18 protein-coding genes and 1 tRNA gene are annotated in these 15989 nt (G+C 67.6%); 12 read left to right on the top strand and 7 right to left on the bottom strand.

Annotation, left to right across the window (positions count from 1 at the left end):
• Window positions 1-115: 115 nt before the first annotated feature.
• From P1Y20_RS03160 to P1Y20_RS03130, 7 genes are all read left to right on the top strand, one after another.
• The gene (locus P1Y20_RS03160) at window positions 116-562 is read left to right on the top strand and encodes an NYN domain-containing protein (protein WP_304447202.1); all 447 of its coding nucleotides are present in this window, start codon (window positions 116-118) and stop codon (window positions 560-562) included.
• 117 nt (window positions 563-679) lie between these two features.
• A complete protein-coding gene (locus P1Y20_RS03155; RefSeq protein ID WP_304447201.1) occupies window positions 680-1510 on the top strand; it encodes a TatD family hydrolase in 831 nt (276 codons plus the stop codon).
• 37 nt (window positions 1511-1547) lie between these two features.
• Window positions 1548-2129 carry a DUF2150 family protein gene (locus tag P1Y20_RS03150; RefSeq protein WP_304447200.1) on the top strand — a complete coding sequence of 194 codons (582 nt, stop codon included), beginning with the start codon at window positions 1548-1550 and terminating at the stop codon, window positions 2127-2129.
• A 159-nt stretch (window positions 2130-2288) separates the two neighbouring features.
• Entirely contained in the window at window positions 2289-3629 is a 1341-nt protein-coding gene (gene hmgB / locus P1Y20_RS03145; RefSeq protein WP_304447199.1) for a hydroxymethylglutaryl-CoA synthase, read from the top strand.
• Window positions 3630-3861: 232 nt separating this feature from the next.
• Window positions 3862-5193 carry an aminomethyl-transferring glycine dehydrogenase subunit GcvPA gene (gcvPA, locus tag P1Y20_RS03140; protein WP_304447198.1) on the top strand — a complete coding sequence of 444 codons (1332 nt, stop codon included), beginning with the start codon at window positions 3862-3864 and terminating at the stop codon, window positions 5191-5193.
• A gap of 47 nt (window positions 5194-5240) precedes the next feature.
• The gene (gene gcvPB / locus P1Y20_RS03135) at window positions 5241-6656 is read left to right on the top strand and encodes an aminomethyl-transferring glycine dehydrogenase subunit GcvPB (protein WP_304449458.1); all 1416 of its coding nucleotides are present in this window, start codon (window positions 5241-5243) and stop codon (window positions 6654-6656) included.
• A gap of 135 nt (window positions 6657-6791) precedes the next feature.
• Entirely contained in the window at window positions 6792-6938 is a 147-nt protein-coding gene (locus P1Y20_RS03130) for a hypothetical protein (protein ID WP_304447197.1), read from the top strand.
• Window positions 6939-6989: 51 nt separating this feature from the next.
• Here the strand turns inward: P1Y20_RS03130 and P1Y20_RS03125 are convergent, their stop codons facing one another.
• Window positions 6990-8027: a guanosine monophosphate reductase gene (locus P1Y20_RS03125; RefSeq protein WP_304447196.1), complete on the bottom strand. Its 1038-nt coding sequence runs from the start codon at window positions 8025-8027 to the stop codon at window positions 6990-6992.
• Between the two features lie 139 nt (window positions 8028-8166).
• On the opposite strand from P1Y20_RS03125, the gene P1Y20_RS03120 reads away from it, so the two are divergent.
• Window positions 8167-8847: a haloacid dehalogenase type II gene (locus P1Y20_RS03120; RefSeq protein WP_304447195.1), complete on the top strand. Its 681-nt coding sequence runs from the start codon at window positions 8167-8169 to the stop codon at window positions 8845-8847.
• A gap of 139 nt (window positions 8848-8986) precedes the next feature.
• On the opposite strand, the gene P1Y20_RS03115 is transcribed toward P1Y20_RS03120, so the two are convergent.
• The 3 genes from P1Y20_RS03115 to P1Y20_RS03105 all read right to left on the bottom strand — a co-directional run bounded on the left by P1Y20_RS03115 (window position 8987) and on the right by P1Y20_RS03105 (window position 10956).
• Window positions 8987-10381 carry a dihydrolipoyl dehydrogenase family protein gene (locus P1Y20_RS03115; protein WP_304447194.1) on the bottom strand — a complete coding sequence of 465 codons (1395 nt, stop codon included), beginning with the start codon at window positions 10379-10381 and terminating at the stop codon, window positions 8987-8989.
• Between the two features lie 60 nt (window positions 10382-10441).
• Window positions 10442-10615 carry a DUF7331 family protein gene (locus tag P1Y20_RS03110; RefSeq protein ID WP_304447193.1) on the bottom strand — a complete coding sequence of 58 codons (174 nt, stop codon included), beginning with the start codon at window positions 10613-10615 and terminating at the stop codon, window positions 10442-10444.
• A 164-nt stretch (window positions 10616-10779) separates the two neighbouring features.
• Window positions 10780-10956, bottom strand: coding sequence for a DUF7838 family putative zinc beta-ribbon protein (locus P1Y20_RS03105; protein ID WP_304447192.1), 177 nt, complete (start codon window positions 10954-10956; stop codon window positions 10780-10782).
• 87 nt (window positions 10957-11043) lie between these two features.
• Here P1Y20_RS03105 and P1Y20_RS03100 point away from each other — a divergent pair, with 87 nt between their 5' ends.
• The 4 genes from P1Y20_RS03100 to P1Y20_RS03085 all read left to right on the top strand — a co-directional run bounded on the left by P1Y20_RS03100 (window position 11044) and on the right by P1Y20_RS03085 (window position 13564).
• The gene (locus P1Y20_RS03100; protein ID WP_304447191.1) at window positions 11044-11577 is read left to right on the top strand and encodes a cob(I)yrinic acid a,c-diamide adenosyltransferase; all 534 of its coding nucleotides are present in this window, start codon (window positions 11044-11046) and stop codon (window positions 11575-11577) included.
• Window positions 11578-12010: 433 nt separating this feature from the next.
• A tRNA-Val gene (locus tag P1Y20_RS03095) sits at window positions 12011-12085 on the top strand.
• Between the two features lie 171 nt (window positions 12086-12256).
• A complete protein-coding gene (locus P1Y20_RS03090; protein WP_304447190.1) occupies window positions 12257-13150 on the top strand; it encodes an alkaline phosphatase family protein in 894 nt (297 codons plus the stop codon).
• Window positions 13151-13387: 237 nt separating this feature from the next.
• Window positions 13388-13564 (top strand): hypothetical protein, encoded by a 177-nt coding sequence (locus P1Y20_RS03085; RefSeq protein WP_304447189.1) that lies wholly within the window; start codon window positions 13388-13390, stop codon window positions 13562-13564.
• 132 nt (window positions 13565-13696) lie between these two features.
• Here the strand turns inward: P1Y20_RS03085 and P1Y20_RS03080 are convergent, their stop codons facing one another.
• The 3 genes from P1Y20_RS03080 to P1Y20_RS03070 all read right to left on the bottom strand — a co-directional run bounded on the left by P1Y20_RS03080 (window position 13697) and on the right by P1Y20_RS03070 (window position 15757).
• The gene (locus tag P1Y20_RS03080) at window positions 13697-14212 is read right to left on the bottom strand and encodes a redoxin domain-containing protein (protein ID WP_304447188.1); all 516 of its coding nucleotides are present in this window, start codon (window positions 14210-14212) and stop codon (window positions 13697-13699) included.
• A 110-nt stretch (window positions 14213-14322) separates the two neighbouring features.
• Window positions 14323-14544 carry a helix-turn-helix domain-containing protein gene (locus tag P1Y20_RS03075; RefSeq protein ID WP_304447187.1) on the bottom strand — a complete coding sequence of 74 codons (222 nt, stop codon included), beginning with the start codon at window positions 14542-14544 and terminating at the stop codon, window positions 14323-14325.
• A gap of 100 nt (window positions 14545-14644) precedes the next feature.
• The gene (locus P1Y20_RS03070) at window positions 14645-15757 is read right to left on the bottom strand and encodes a glutamate-cysteine ligase family protein (RefSeq protein WP_304447186.1); all 1113 of its coding nucleotides are present in this window, start codon (window positions 15755-15757) and stop codon (window positions 14645-14647) included.
• Between the last annotated feature and the right edge of the window lie 232 nt (window positions 15758-15989).

Here is a 15989-nt window from a genome sequence, read left to right as displayed (position 1 = left end):
ATCCCTTCGAGAGACAGTATTTTAATCTATTGATAATAGATTTAATTTAGATAGTAATAAAGGGATAACAACCCGAACCAGCACGACTATAGCCGGGCGCCGGTTCGGGTCGGCCATGAGCGGGCTGCTGCGCCGATTCGTGGGCGACGAGGAGCGGCGGGTCGGGTTGTTCGTCGACGGGCCGAACGTCTTCCGGACGGAGTTCGACGTCGACCTCGACGACGTCAGGACCGCGGCCGCCGAGCGGGGGCGCATCACGCACGCACGGCTCTACGTCGACGAGCACGCGACGCCGGGGCTGATACAGGCGGCCGAGGCCCACGGCTTCGAGGTGGTGACGACGAGCGGCGACGTGGACGTGAAACTCGCCGTGGACGCGACGACGGCCGTCGTCGACGGCGACGTCGACGTCCTCGCCGTCGCCTCCCGGGACATGGACTTCAAGCCGGTGCTGGAGGTGGCCGCCGCCCGCGGCGCTCGAACGCTCGCCATCGCGCCCGGCGACTACGGCCGCTCGGACGCCCTCCCGAGTACGGCCCACGAGGCCGTGACGCTCGACTGAACGTTTTGTCCCCCGACACGGCTGTCGAGACGTGTCCTCCCCGGTTCCTCTTCAGAAGGCGAGAGTGAATTGCCCCGAGAGCGCGGGGCTTTTGCCGACGCTGGGAGGAATCGAGGTATGGACCCGATTCTCGACGACCACCTGCACCTCGACCCGGTGAAGGGACGCGGGGTGGAGGCGGCCGAGGAGTTCGCCGACCACGGCGGCACCCACCTGCTCGTGTTGAACAAACCCTCCTGGCACTACGACGTCGCGGTCGAGGCGGGAGACGACTTCCGCGTCGCCTACGACCACACCCTCGACGTCGTCGCCGACTCGACCGAGGTGCTGCCCGGACGCGCGTGGCCCGTCCTCGGGGTCCACCCGGCGCTCGTCTCGCAACTGGTCGAGCGCGGCTACGACCCCGAGGACGCGCGCGACCTGATGTGTGCGGGCCTCGACGTCGCCGCCGAGTACGTCGAGGAGGGACGCGCGCTCGCGCTCAAGTCGGGACGCCCGCACTACGACGTCTCCGAGGCGGTGTGGGCGGCCTCGAACGAGGTGATGCGCCACGCGTTCGCACTCGGTGCCGACCTCGGCTGCGCGGTGCAACTCCACGCCGAGGGGAGCGAGGACTTCACCGAGGTCGCCGACTGGGCCGAGGAGGCGGGGATGGCGCGCGAGCGGGTGGTGAAACACTACTCGACGGGCGGCGTCGTCGGCCCGACGCCGAGCGTCCTCGCCGACAAGGACGAACTCGAACGCGTCGTCGAGCGCGACGTGCCGTTCATGATGGAGACGGACTTCATCGACGACCCGGACCGACCGGGCGCGGTGCTCGGGCCGAAGACGGTCCCCCGGCGGACCCGCTGGCTCCGCGAGGAGGGGTACGACGAGGCGCTGGAGCGCGCGCACGTCGAGACCCCGCGATTGGTGTACGGTATCGACACTCTCGGGACGTTGGCGTAACGAAAAGGCATATGGCCGGGCGCCCGAAGTCGTGGGTATGAGTACGCCGGAGGGTGAGTACTACACCGACGAACGCTGGCAGAACTGGCTCGACCGCCTCGACGAGGAGGGCGTGGACCTCGAAGACGAGAACTCCGCCCGCCTCCGAATGAACCTCCAGGACGACGCCGTCATCGCGGTGGCGAAGGTCGTCTCCGCATACGACGAGGGCGACCTCGACGAGGAGGCGGCGATGGAGGAGATAGAGGGCATCAGCGACATCGTCCTCACCGAGGTCGACATCGACGACGAGGAGACGCTGATGCTCATCGACGCGGTCCAGACCGCACTCGTCTGCGTCTTCCACGCCGCCCAGGAGTACGTCGTCGCGGGCGTCGCGGGCGACGGGACCCCCGAGGACCACATCGAGGCCGCGCGCAACGCCGAGGCCGAGGAGGACGTCGACGCCGCCCACGTCCACTGCGTGACGGCGGGGACGCTCATCATCGACGGAGCCGACCTCGACGTGAGCGCCGTCGAGGACATCGAGTACGGCCTCGTCGCCGAGTGGGTCGACGGCCTCAACAGCCTCCACGAGGCGCTCCGGGACCCAGAGGTCATCGAGGACGACGAGGAGTAACCTCCCGGACGGCCCCACCTCTCCGGACCCCTCGGCGGTCGGTCGTCGCGTTCTTCCACCAACTCACGACGGGGAGCGTCAGCCCCGCGTCGGACGACTTCGACGAACGACGAATTCGGTGTCGTCAAACACTTATACGAACCAGTCCACTCGTCTGTCATGACGTCCGTCGGCATCGACGCCATCGAGATTCACACGGGTAAGTTGAAACTCGACCTCGCCAACACGTTCGCCCCCGCGAAGGGGGAGGAACCGGAGAAGTACACGAAGGGTCTCGGCCTCGCGGCCAGTTCCTTTCCCGACACCTACGAAGACATCGTCACCATGGGGGCGAACGCCGCCTACCGACTGATGGACCGGCGTGACCTCGAACCGGCCGACATCGGCCGTATCGACGTCGCCACCGAGTCCGCGTTCGACAACTCCAAACCGGTCTCGACGTACATCGCCGGCTGTCTGGAACAGGTCTTCGACGGCGACTTCCACCACGCCAACAAGGGCGAGCGGAAGTTCGCCTGCATCTCGGGTACCCAGAGCCTCGACGACGCCTACAACTGGATTCGTGCGGGGCGCAACCGCGGCCGGAGCGCGCTCGTCATCGCCACCGACACCGCGCTGTACGCGCGCGGCGACGCCGGCGAGGCGACCCAGGGCGCCGGCGCGGTGGCCATGCTCATCAGCGAGGACCCCGACCTCGTCGAACTCTCGGCCGAGCAGGGTTACGGGAGCGCCGACGAGACGGACTTCCTCAAGCCCAACCAGCAGTTCCCGAGCGTCGACGGCAAGCGCTCGGTGCAGGTGTACCTCGCACGTATGCGTGAGGCGCTGGAGGACTTCGAGAGCGTCGCCGGCGACACCCACCCCGACGACTACAGACTCGTCCCCTTCCACACCCCCTTCCCCGGCATGGTCCGGAAGGCGGCGCTGCTCGGCTACCGGCACATGATTCGCGACACCAGCATCGAGGAGGAACTCGCCGGCGACATCGGCCGCCAGCCGCGCTACGAGGCGTTCGACGACGAGGAGGCGTTCCTCGACGCCGTCCTCGAGTACACCGATTCCCTGAAGGAGACCGAGCGTTACCGCGAGTGGTACGACCGCGCCATCGCCCCGACGCTGAAAATCGCCCGCGAGGTGGGCAACTGGTACACCGGCTCGGTCCACGTCGCCCGCGCGAGCGGCCTGAAACACGCCTACGAGAACGGCTGGGACCTGACGGGCGAGAAACTCCTCGTCGGCTCCTACGGCAGCGGCGCTCAGGCCGAGATCCACGCCGAGACCGTCCAGCCGGGCTGGGAGGAGGAAATCGAAGGGCTCACGGTCGACGAACAGCTGGCGAACCGCCGCGACATCGCCTTCGAGGAGTACGAGCGCGTCCACGACGCCCACAACCACGACAAGCGCGTCGACGACGTCGAGGAGTTCACCGTCCCCGAGGACGAGTTCGCCTTCGACGGCTGGGGCCGCATGGGCGAGCGCAAGTACCGCTACGTCGAGTAGTCCGGGTCGCGTCGCGCTCTCTTCTCCACCCTCGCTCGTTCGCACGGTCCGTCGACGCCGCTCACCCGTGCGCCACCGGTCTCACACGTTCGTGCCCATCTCACGCGACCTTCTCCTCGCGAGACACCACGACCGTGCGTCTTTCACCGCGAATCCGACGGTATCATATGCAGGGACTTGTAACCGATGACCACTCGATGTCCAGTTCACGGACATCCACTCTCATCCAATCATGAGCAGCCACGAATCCGGGAGTCCCTTCGCGCCGCACACGCCGGCGGAGACGGCGGCGATGCTCGACGCCGTCGGCGTCGCGAGCGAGGAGGACCTCTTCGACGTCCCCGACGAACTGCGCTTCGACGGCGCGTTCGGTATCGACCAGCGAAGCGAGCAGGCGGTCCGCACCCACCTCGACGTCACGCTCGGGCGCAACGCCGACCTCACCGAGTTCCTCGGGCGGGGTCACTACGACCACTACGTCCCCTCGCTCGTCGACCACCTCTCGCTTCGCTCGGAGTTCCTCACCTCCTACACGCAGTACCAGCCCGAGGTCGCGCAGGGGTTCCTGCAGGCGCTCTTCGAGTACCAGTCGATGCTCGTCGAGCTCACCGGCCTCGAGGTCGCGAACTGCTCGATGTACGACGCGGCGACGGCGCTGGGAGAGGCGGCGACGCTCGCCGACCGGCTTCGCGGCGTGTCGGGCGAGACGGTTCTCGTCCCCGAACAGCTCCACGAGGGACGACGCGGCGTCCTCGAGAACTACGTGACGGGGACGGACCTCGCCGTCGAGTCGTACCCGATGACGGCCGCGAACGCCGACGTCGACGCGCTCGCCGAACGCCTCGACGAGGACGTGGTGATGCTCTACGCCGAGAACCCCACCGTCCGGGGTGCGATAGAGGAGCGCCTCGCCGACCTCGGCGACCTCGCCGACGAGCACGACGCGCTGTTCGTCCTCGGCACCGACATCCTCGCGCTGGCGCTGCTGCAGGAACCCGCGAGCGTCGGTGCGGACGTCGTCGTCGGGGAGGCCGCCTCCCTCGGGCTGGGGACCAGCTACGGGATGGGTCTCGGGCTGTTCGCCTGTCGCGAGGAGCACCTCCGGCAGGTACCGGGGCGGCTGGTCGGCGCGAGCGAGGACGCGACCGGCCGGCGCGCCTACACGCTCACGCTCCAGACGCGCGAACAGCACATCCGCCGCGAGCGCGCGACGAGCAACATCTGCACGAACCAGGCGTGGGTCGCGTTGCGGACCGCGATGCACGCCGCGATGCTCGGCCCGCAGGGGCTGGCCGACCTCGCCGAGGAGTGCGTGACGGCGACCGCGGACCTCGCGGCGAGGGTGGACGACGTCGTGGGCCTGCAGGCGCCGGTCGACGACCGTCACCACTTCCGGGAGTTCGTCGCCCACACGGACCAGCCGGCGGCCGCGGTGGCCGCCGACCTCGAAGCCGAGGGGTTCGCCGTCCACGTCGTCGACGAACACCACGTCCAGCTCTGTACGACCGAGACGAACGCCGCGAAGCGCGACGCGCTCGTCGAAGCGCTGGAGGTGGTCGCGTGAGCGACAGCGAACGCGACGACGGAGCGACCCGTGGGAGCGACCGGACGCTGACCTTCGACCAGGCGCGCTGGACGGCCGACGAGGAGCGCTACGAGCCGTTGCTCTCGGAGAAACACACCCGCGAGGTCGAGGTGGAGTCCTCGCTCCCCGACGGCCTGACGCGCGACACGCTCGAACTGCCCGACCTCTCGGAGCCGGAACTCGCGCGCCACTACACGCGCCTCTCGGAGATGAACTACGGCGTCGAGAACGGCCCGTTCCCCCTCGGCTCCTGCACGATGAAGTACAACCCGAAGTTCACCGAGGACGTCGCCGCGAACCCTCACGCCGCGGTCCACCCCGACCGCTCGCCCGAGAGCGTCCAGGGGACGCTCGAACTCCTCTACCGCCTGCAGGACTACCTCGGTCGCATCGGCGGGATGGACGCCGTCACGCTCCAGCCCCCGGCGGGTGCGGCCGGCGAGTTCGCGGGCATCCTCGTCGCGAAGGCCTACCACGAGGCCAACGGCGAGGAGCGGTCGGAGGTCATCGTCCCCGACTCCGCCCACGGGACGAACTTCGCGAGCGCCGCGCTGGCGGGCTACGACGTGGTCGAACTCCCCGGTGCGGACGACGGCCGCGTCGACCTGGAGGCGCTCGAGGCGGCCGTCGGCGACGACACCGCCGCGCTCATGCTCACCAACCCGAACACGCTCGGGCTGTTCGAGCGCGACATCGAGCGCATCGCCGACGTCGTCCACGAGGCCGGCGGCCTGCTCTACTACGACGGTGCGAACCTCAACGCCCTCCTCGGGCGCGTCCGCCCCGGCGACATGGGCTTCGACGTCATGCACTACAACGTCCACAAGACGTTCGCGACGCCCCACGGCGGCGGCGGCCCCGGTGCGGGACCGGTCGGTGTCCGCGAGGACCTCGCGGAGTTCCTCCCCGACCCCCGCGTCCGGCGGACCGACGGCGGCTACGAGCTGTTCACCCCCGAGCGGTCCATCGGGAAGGTCCACGGCGAGCAGGGCAACTGGCTCGTGCTGGTGAAGGCGTACGCCTACATCGCCCGCCTCGGCGACGAGGGGCTCTCCGACGCCAGCGCGAAGGCGGTGCTCAACGCCAACTACCTCGCCTCGCAGGTGGACTACGACGTCCCCTTCGAGCCGTTCCACCACGAGTTCGTCGCGAGCGCCGATACGGACGCCGCCGACGTGGCCAAGCGCATGCTCGACTACGGCGTCCACCCACCGACGACGAAGTGGCCCGAGGCGGTCCCCGAGGCGCTGATGACCGAACCGACGGAGGTGGAGAACCGCGCGTCGCTCGACCAGCTCGCCGCGGCGTTCGACGCCGTCGCCGAGGAGGACGAGGCGGCCATCGAGTCGGCCCCCCAGCGGACCGCCGCCCGACGCATCGACCAGGCGGGCGCGGCGCGGAACCCGCGGCTGTCGTGGCAGGCACTCGACGAGCAGGAGTAACCCGTAATCCTCCGCCTATCCGACGGTTCGTACCGTTCACGTCGGGTGGTTTCGACGGTTCCGGGGATGCAACCACCGCAACGAGCGAGCCGTTTTACTCTCGCGTCGAGCGTCCTCGATACTGGAGGAATCCAGATGGGACTCGTGAACCGCGTGTTCGGCGGAGACGACGACAGCCCGACGACGTACCAGTGCTCGGCGTGCCCCGAGACGTTCGAGGTCCCCGACGGGGGGCGGGTGCAGTGCCCGGTCTGCGGCGACCGGAACGCCTCGCCGCTCTGACCGGGGCGTGCGGGTCGCTCAAGTAGGTCTCACCTGTGAGACCACTGCACTCTACTCCTCGCGTGCGCGGATGGAGTGGGCGCCCTCGCGCTCCTTGGCCCCGGCCTCGACACGGATGAACTCGGCCTTCGAGCGGGCCTCTGCGAGCGTGTGGCCGCCGCAGTAGCTCACGCCCGAGCGGACGCCGGCGACGAACTCGGAGAGCGCGACTTCGAGCGGACCGCGGTACGGCGAGAGGCCGTCGACCCCCTCGTCCGCGTCGGGTGCGAGGTCCTTGTCGGTGCGCGCCTCGTTCGCGCTCGTCGTCGCCATGCCGCGCGAGCGCTTGTAGCGCTCGCCGTCGACCTCGACGACGTCGCCCGGCGCCTCGTCGGTCCCGGCGAAGAAGCCGCCGAGCATGACGGTGTCGGCACCCGCCATCAGCGCCTTCGCCGCGTCGCCGGAGGTCTGGATGCCGCCGTCGGCGACGACGGTGACGCCGAGGTCGCGCGCGACCGACGCGCAGTCGTCGACCGCCGTGAGCTGCGGGACGCCCGCTCCGGCGACCTCACGGGTGGTACAGTGCGAGCCGGGGCCGACGCCGACCTTCACGCCGTCCGCGCCGGCGGCGTGGAGGTCGCGGACGCCGGCCGGCGTGACGACGTTGCCGGCGACGAGCGGCGCGTCGGGGAACTCGCGGTCGATGGCGGCGACGGCGTCGAGCGCCGCCTCCATGTGGCCGTGGGCGACGTCGACCACGAGACAGTCGGCGCCCGCCGCCAGCGCGGCCTCGGCCCGGTCGAGGAACTCCTCGTCGATGCCGACGGCGGCGCCGACTCGTTCGCCCGCCGTCGAGACGGCCCGGACCTGCTCGGCCTGCTCGTCGATGCCCAGGAAGCGGTGAATCGTCCCGAAGCCGCCCATCGACGAGAGCGCGACGGCGGTGTCGACCTCGGTGACGGTGTCCATCGGCGCCGAGAGGACGGGCAGTTCGAGCTCGAGCGACGGCGTGAGGTGCGTCGAGAGGTCGACGTCACTGCGGCTGTCGACGGGCGAGCGCTGGGGGACCAGCAGGGCGTCGCCGTACGAGAGTCCGGTTCTGACGTGCATTGGTGTGAACCCCTACCCGCTGATGCGAGCGCCGAAGATAGCTCCGTCGAAGTCGTCACGAGTTGCGAGGGGCGTCGCGTCGGCGGCGGGAGCGCACGGCGGCCCCACAGCTATGCCCGCGGCGCGAGAACGCCCGGGCATGAGTTTCGACGCCGAACGGGTCTCGACGGTGACGTTCGACTCCTACAGCACGCTAGTCGACGTGGACGCGGCCGAGAACGCTCTGCGCGAACGCATCGACGACCCCGAACCCGTCTCGCGGCTCTGGCGGACGCGCTCGCTCGAGTACACGATGGTCGCCAACGAACTCGACGCCTACCAGCCGTTCTACGAGATGAACCGGGACGCGCTCGGGTACGCCCTCGACGCCCACGGCGTCGACCTGCCGGAAGAAGAACGCGACGAGATTCTCGCGGTCTACCACGAACTCGACGTCTTCCCGGACGTGCGCGACGCCATCGAGCGCGTCCGGGACGCGGGCTATCCCTGCTACGTCGTCTCGAACGGGAACCCCGAGATGCTCGACTCGATGGTCGAGCACGCCGACATCGGCGACCTCCTCGACGGTACGGTGAGCGCCGACGAGATACGGACGTTCAAGCCGGCGCGGGAGCTGTACCGCCACGCGGCGGCGCGGACCGGCACGCCCATCGAGTCGATGGCGCACGTGAGCGCGCTGTGGCTCGACGTCCAGGGCGCGATGCACGCCGGGATGCAGGGCGTCTGGGCCGACCGGAAGGGGAGTCCGTGGGAACCGTTCGACGGCGACCCGGACCTGGTCGTCGAGACGCTCCACGACCTGGCCGACGAGTTGGTCTAGTCGACGAGACCGACCTCGCGGAGGTGGCGCTGGCGCTCCTCGTCGCTCTCGAACGAGCGTTCGCAGGCCGGACACGCGTAGTCGCCGTTCTCTGTCATGGGGACGGTAGCGCGCGGACGCGGAAAAGCCTGCTCGCGCCTCAGTCGAGTTCCCGTTTCGCGTCGCGAAAGAGGCCGTCGAGTATCTCGGGCGTCGTCGGGTGATACGCCCGGTCCGGGAGGTCGCGGACGTCCATCCCGAGTTCGACGGCGACCTGCATCGTCTTCGCCATCACGTCGGCGTGGTAGTGCAGCCCCTGGTAGCCGAGGACCGTCCCGTCAGTCCCGACGACGAGGCGGGCCAGGCCGCGTGCGGCGTCCTTCGTCTTGAAGACGCCGTCGCTGGCCGCCTCGCGCGTGACCGCGACGTGGTCGAGGCCGGCGTCGCTCGCGGAGGTGGCGGAGTGGCCGACGCGGGCGAACGGGTAGACCGCGAGCCCCGAGAACATCACGTGGTGGTGGACGTTCTCGTACTCGCGGAGGGACTCGCCGTCGCGGTGACGGAGGACGTTCTCGGCGGCGACGTGGCCCTGCTCCTTCGCGACGTGGAGGATGGGTTCGCGGCCGTTGACGTCGCCCACGACGAAGACCCGTTCGGCGTCCCGTGCGTGCATGGTCGCGTCGACCCACCCCTCCTCCGCTTCGAGCGACGTGTTCTCCAGTGCGAGGGCGTCGACGTCGGGGCGCCGACCCGTGAACAGGAAGAGGGAGTCGGCCTCGACGGTGCCCGTCTCGCCGTCGCGTTCGTAGGTGAGTTCGACGCCGTCGTCGGTGGGAGCGAACGACCGCTCCGTCGTCTCGGTGAGCACGTCGATGTCGAACTCCTCGCGATAGATGTCGAGGAGGGCGTCGCCGAACTCGTCGTCCGCCTCGTCGAGGGGTCGCGGGTCGTGTTCGACGACCGTGACGTCCATCCCGCCGGCCTCGGCGAGGTACGGCGCCATCTCGACGCCGACGTAGCCGAACCCGACGACGATACCGGAGTCGGGGAGGTCGGTGGCGTCGAGGACGTCCGCGCTGGTGTGGTACGGGACCTCGTCGAGCCCCGGGATGTCGGGGACGTTCGGCGTCGACCCGGTGGCGACGACGACGTAGTCGGCCTCGACGCGTTCCTCGCCGACGGCGACCGTGTGGTCGTCGAGGAAGTGCGCCGTCTCGTGGTGGAAGGTGACGTTCTCGCGTCCGGCGAGTTCGTCGACCGTCGCCCGGCGGTGCTCCGCGAACGTCGAGACGTGTTCGTCCTTGCGGGCGACGGTCCGTTCGAGGTCGACCGCCGGCGGGTCGCCGGCCAGTCGGTCGTCGGTCCGTGCGCGGTAGCGGTGTTCGGCCGCCGAGAACACGTCCTTCGAGGGCATACACCCCCGGAGGATGCAGAGGCCGCCGCCCGGGTCGCCGTTGTCGACGAGCGTGAGTTCCACGTCCGGTTCGTCCGCGAGGGCGTCGGCGACGGCGACTCCCGCGCTCCCGTACGCGCCGATGACGACGACGTGAGTCATACGTGAGGTGCGACGGCCAGCGCTATAGTCGTTCTCGAAGGGGAGAGAAATAGCCGCGTTCTAGTCGTCCGCGGGGGCGCGCGCGAGTTCGACGGCGGTGTCGGATTGGATCCACGCGCGGTGGTTGGAGGGGTCATAGAGGATGACCTGCCCGTCGTCCAGCGGGAGGGCGACGCAGTTCGGGTCAGTCGTGTCCGGCACCGGGTTCGTCTCGTCGTGCGTTCGAGTGCTCATTGTTGGGGGCTACGTTCTCGATGTAGTGGTCGTCCTACACCCGTAGGTATGCCACCGACTGGCATAAGCCTTCAGTTACTGTGCGATGTCGGAACACAGTCACGGACGCGATGACGTCACGAGATGCGGAAGAAGTGGGCGAGAGCGCGGCGTCTCCGGCCTGCTCAGGCGGCGACCTCGGCGTCGGACTCGATGTCGTCGCCGATCTTCACGAAGCCGTAATCGCACTCGGTGCAGCGCCACTTCGTCTTCTCGCCGAGGTGGACGAGCGTGCTCGCGGTCCGGTAGAAGTCGCGCTCCTCCCCGCACTTCGGACAGTAGTGCTCGATCTCGAGGCTCATACGCCCCGGTGCGCCCGGGAGGCACTTCACGCTTCGCTTTCCTCCGGACGCTGCAGGTATAAGTCGCTGTGTGCGGTAGCCACTGGTATGAAGATATACACGGGGCGCGGCGACGAGGGGATGACGGACCTGCGGAACATGGACCGCGTCTCGAAGACCGACGCGCGTATCGAGGCGTACGGGACGGTCGACGAGGCGAACGCGCTCCTCGGCGTCGTCCGACCCTCGGGCCACGACGACGTGGACGAGCGCCTGAAGGCCATCCAGAACCACCTCCACGTCATCCAGGCGGACTTCGCCGACCCGGAGACCGACAGCGACGGCCCCCGCATCGGCGAGGAGGAGAGCGAGCGACTGGAGGCGTGGATGGACGAGTGCGACGAGGAACTCGACCCCCTCCAGTCGTTCATCCTCCCCGGCGGGAGCGAGGCGGGCGCGAAACTCCACCACGCGAGAGCGGTCGTCCGGCGCGCGGAGCGCCGGGCCGTCGCCCTCGCCGCCGAGGAACCCGTCAACGAACACGCCGTCACCTACCTCAACCGCCTCTCGGACGCGCTGTTCGTCTTCGCGCGCCTGGTGAACAAGCGCGACGGCGAGCGCGAGGAGGCACCGACGTACTGAGCGCTCGTCGGGAGGGTGCTGGAGAAATGGGCGGATTGGACAGACGTTCCGGCGGGGGTGCCGGGGCCCACTGTTGATGGTGTTCACGCCTCGCGGCGGCGATACGGGACGGCGCGACCGGCCGCGCCACAGGTTTAGGTAAACCTAAAACTACAAAAAGATTGCCTTCCCGTCCGACGGGCAGCACCGTTTCGTTCGCACGGTTGGTACCACTCGGCACGGATTGGCACGTCGAGGGCCCGCTGGTCGAGGAGCGGTCGGGACAGTCGCGGCTCGACGGGCTCAGAATTGCCCTGCCGAATCACTAGGAGCACCCCGACGCACGCGCGGCGAGCGAGGGGTCGCTCTCGCGCCTCGAACGAGAGCGCGGGAAACGCCCGGTGGCGTAGCCGAAAGGAAGCGTTAAGTTACGCGGGTCGTTGGTTTCGACTGCGGGTTGGTGATCTAGTCCGGTTATGATACCTCCTTCACACGGAGGACGTCGGCGGTTCAAATCCGCCCCAACCCACTTCTGATCCCTCGCAACGACGAGCGAAGCGAGGAGTCCGTGACCGGAGGTGGTCCCAGGGAGGTGGTCCCGGAAAACGAACAGCGTCGGTTCTCGTGGGTTATAATCCGCCTTCATCCAATATGCACGCCCAGCAGAAAGAGGTAATCCTGGGTAGGTCTCATACACGATATGTCACGAATACAGTCCTGGATTAACGCGGTCGAACGAGCGACAGGAGTAACGTCGTTGGAGGCGCTGTGGAAGGTTTCAGAGTTCGCCCTGAAAATTTACAACCCGGGTATGAACGTTTACGAGCGTGACTGGGATGTACTCGTCATTCTGGACGCCTGTCGCCCAGGAATGATGCGTCGAATCGGACCGGAGTACGGATTCGGCGACGTCGAAACGGTGTGGTCAATCGCCAATATGTCCAACGAGTGGATGGAGCGCACGTTCGTCGACGAGTACGCCGACGAAATTGCGCGGACTGCGTACGTCAGCGGCAACCCGTTCACGCGAAATCACGAGTGGGACGTAGCGACACTCGAGGAAGTCTGGACGTACGGATGGGACCACGAAATCAAGGGTGTGCCCGCCCGTCCAGTCACGGACGCCGCGCTAACAACGTGGCGAGAAAGCGAGGCAGACCGGATGATCGTCCACTATATGCAGCCGCACTTTCCTTCGATACCCCATCCAGACGTCGGAGAGTTTGGCGACCTTGGTGACTTTGGCCACGGCTGGAACACCGTCTGGGGAGATGCTGGCGAGATAATTCCCGAACACGTCGTCAGAGAGGCGTACGACGATAACCTTCGGTACGTACTGGCGGAAGTGAACCTCTTGCTCGACAACATCGACGCTGAGCACGTTTCGATCACAGCCGACCACGCGAACGCGATGGGTGAGTTCGGGATCTGGGGCCATCCGAGGATAGTTCTCCACCCGTCCATCCGCCGTGTTCCGTGGGTCGAAGCAACAGGGCGCGGACCGGGCGACCACGATCCCGAACCGGTTCCTGAAACCGACGACATAACTGACGCCGAAATCGAGGAGCGACTCGAAGCACTAGGCTACAAATAGAGACTCGCTGGACGACCGTGTCGTGACTTATGGTCCCATCGTCGATAGCGATTATTAAATCAAGAATTGATATTTCTTCAAGAATTTCACGCACTCAAAACAGTTAAGAGGTCGTCTCAATACTATACCGAGGAGCACCTTCAGATGAGCACACACGAGATACTCAAAACGTCTGACGGTGCGGGGAACAGTGTCTCCGCTCCCATCCGCATAACCGGGTCAGCTGGCGATAATCGGATGGCACTCGGTCACGATGGCGTCGACGCTATCGTTGACGAACTGGAGTACCACGTCGACATCACACAGGCGAGTGCGGGCGACGTCCTCGGCGAGATCGAGATCAACGCCGATGGCGAGTGGTCGCTTCGCCCACTCGGTACGTTCGAACGCGCGTTCGTCAATGGCCAGCACTGAGGCGGCCCTTCTCTCTCACTCGGGGTCTCACTTAGAGATCGCCTCGTCGACGCCACCGATTGTGGACACCAGTGGCCCCCATCTGTGGCGTTCTTGTGGCACATTCCTTGATAGTAGTCCTCGTGATCGAGGTCACGCCGACTCGTCGGGTTCCTCGACGGTACACTGGTCGTCGCGGCAGTTCGTCGCCTTCCGCAGTGCGTCGAGGTCCGGCTGTTCCTCCGGGGAGGTGGCCGACCACGCGAACTGGACGACGCGGTCGGGGTCGACGACGAACGCCGCTCGCCCCGGAACGTCATGGTGGCCTTCGAATTCCTCGACCAGGACGCCGTACGCTCGGCCGACCTTCCCGCTCGTGTCTGCCAGCAGCGGGAACTGGATGCCGTACTCGGTCGCGTACTCACGGTGAGCGTAGGCTCCGTCCGACCCCACGCCGAGGACGACGACGTCGTCCAGCAGCGTGAGCCAGTCGGCGTCTCGCAGCGAACACCACTGGTCGGTACACGCCGGGTGGAAATCGAACGGATAGAAGACGAGAACCGCCGTCCAGCCCCGGTCCGTGTACTCGGCGAGCGCGTGGGTCTCGATAGTGCCACCGGCCGCGCCGGGGAGCGCGAACGTCGGTGCCTCCTGTCCTACTCGTATCACGTCTCCGTGTACTCCACCACCGGACATCAGGTATCTGGGGCAGTGCGACTACGTCGCACGGCGGCGAAAGCAGGGACCTTCCGTAGCCTCGTCCTCGGAACGGGGGGACGTCAATCGGTCACCCTCTCGGTCTCGACGAACCCCTCGATGATTCGCCTCTCCGCCCGCCTGAGCACGCCGCTCGCGGCCGACCTGTTCACGCCGAACGTCTCCGCGAGGTCGGTCAGCGTACAGCCACGTGGGCTGTCGTAGTAACCGCGGTCGACGGCTTCGAGGACGAACTCGCGCTGGCGCTCGGTGAGCAGGTCCGCCGTCCCGTGGGACTGCGTCACCGTCTCGACCTCGTGGGGGATACCGGCCGACCGCAGTTCCTCGACGAACCGCGACAGCCGCTCGTGTGAGCCGGTCGGGTCGAGGCGCCGGGAGGGACGGTCAGTCGCTCCGCACCGACATCGCCCGCCGGACGTCGCGTTCGAGACGTGCTGCGTGTTCCAGGCGGATGTCACGCGCCTCCTCGGGCGTCACGGTCCCGCGCTCCGCCAGTTCGTGGGTCACCGGCTGGTAGGCGTCGACGTCGAAGCCCATCCGTTCGAGGTACAGTCGGACGGCCTCCGACCGCAGTCCGTCGTCGATGGCGGCGTTGACGTACCCGAGCAGCGAGTCGAACTCGGGGAGGACGACGGCGTCCGCAGTCATCCCGCCCTCGCTCCCCTCGATGCGGAGGTCGGTGTCGTCGAGTCGACCGACCGCGGTCGCCACCTCGTCGGCCAGGCGGACGACCTGTCCCGGGAGGGCGGTGTCGGGCGAACGCCACTCGACGGTGGGGAACGACTCGCGTAACTGGACGGGCGTCCAGACGGCGCTCTCGGGGTCGAAGTTCGCCTCGATGGCTCGCCGCTCGACGCCCGCGTCGAGGGCGGCCTCGACGAACTCCTCGTAGCGGCGTTCGACGCGGCGGGTCCACTGGTCGGTGTCGTCGGCGTACGACCACAGCCACCCCTGGTGGGGGAGGCTCTCGTAGGCCATCCGCCGGTACAGTTTCGACCGGGCGCCGGCGGCGATGGTACGCCCACGGTAGTACGGGGAGGAGTTGACCAGCGCCAGCGCGGGGTCGAGCGCGATGAGCGTGTTCAGCTGGTCTATCTCGCGGCCGGGTCGCTGTTCGACGTGGATGTGAGTGCCCGCGCAGTGACGGACGTACTCGAAGTCGTCCCCGACGACCCGGTTCTGGATCCGTATCCGCTCGCCCGAGCGCTCGGCCACCGCCTCGTCGTTCAGGGGCGTCGCGAGCGGGACGAGGTGTCTGTCGCGGTCCTCGGCGCGACGGAGGACGCGCCAGAGGCGCTCGAACAGTTCCTCGCGCAGTTCGGCCGTCGTCTCGCACGGTGGCGTCTTGATCTCGAGCATCGGCTCGACGAACTCCCGTTCGACCTCCGCCGACGCCTCGACGAGGTCGCCCGGTTCGGCCAGTCGGCCCTCCCCGTCGACGACCCAGTACTCGACTTCGACGCTTCGTCGGAGCGAACCGACGTCACCTCCCGACACGATACCCCCTGTCTCCCCACACGCTGTCCCCTCCGGACCCGGTCGCGGACGCTGGCCTGCTACTCATTGCTAGTTACTAACAACCGTAGGGAGACGTTCGGCATGTAACTTTCGTATGTCAATAGTAGTGCACACGTCTCCGGACGTGTGTAGTTACTCCGCGAGAATATCGAAACGTTTAGCGATTATTCGGACCATTCGGGCGAAGCCCCCCGATGTCCGCGGAGGGACG

The sequence above is a fragment of the Halomarina ordinaria genome (genome assembly GCF_030553305.1).
In the GTDB taxonomy this organism is placed as follows: domain Archaea; phylum Halobacteriota; class Halobacteria; order Halobacteriales; family Haloarculaceae; genus Halomarina; species Halomarina ordinaria.
This window is presented reverse-complemented; position numbering and strand designations above follow the sequence as displayed.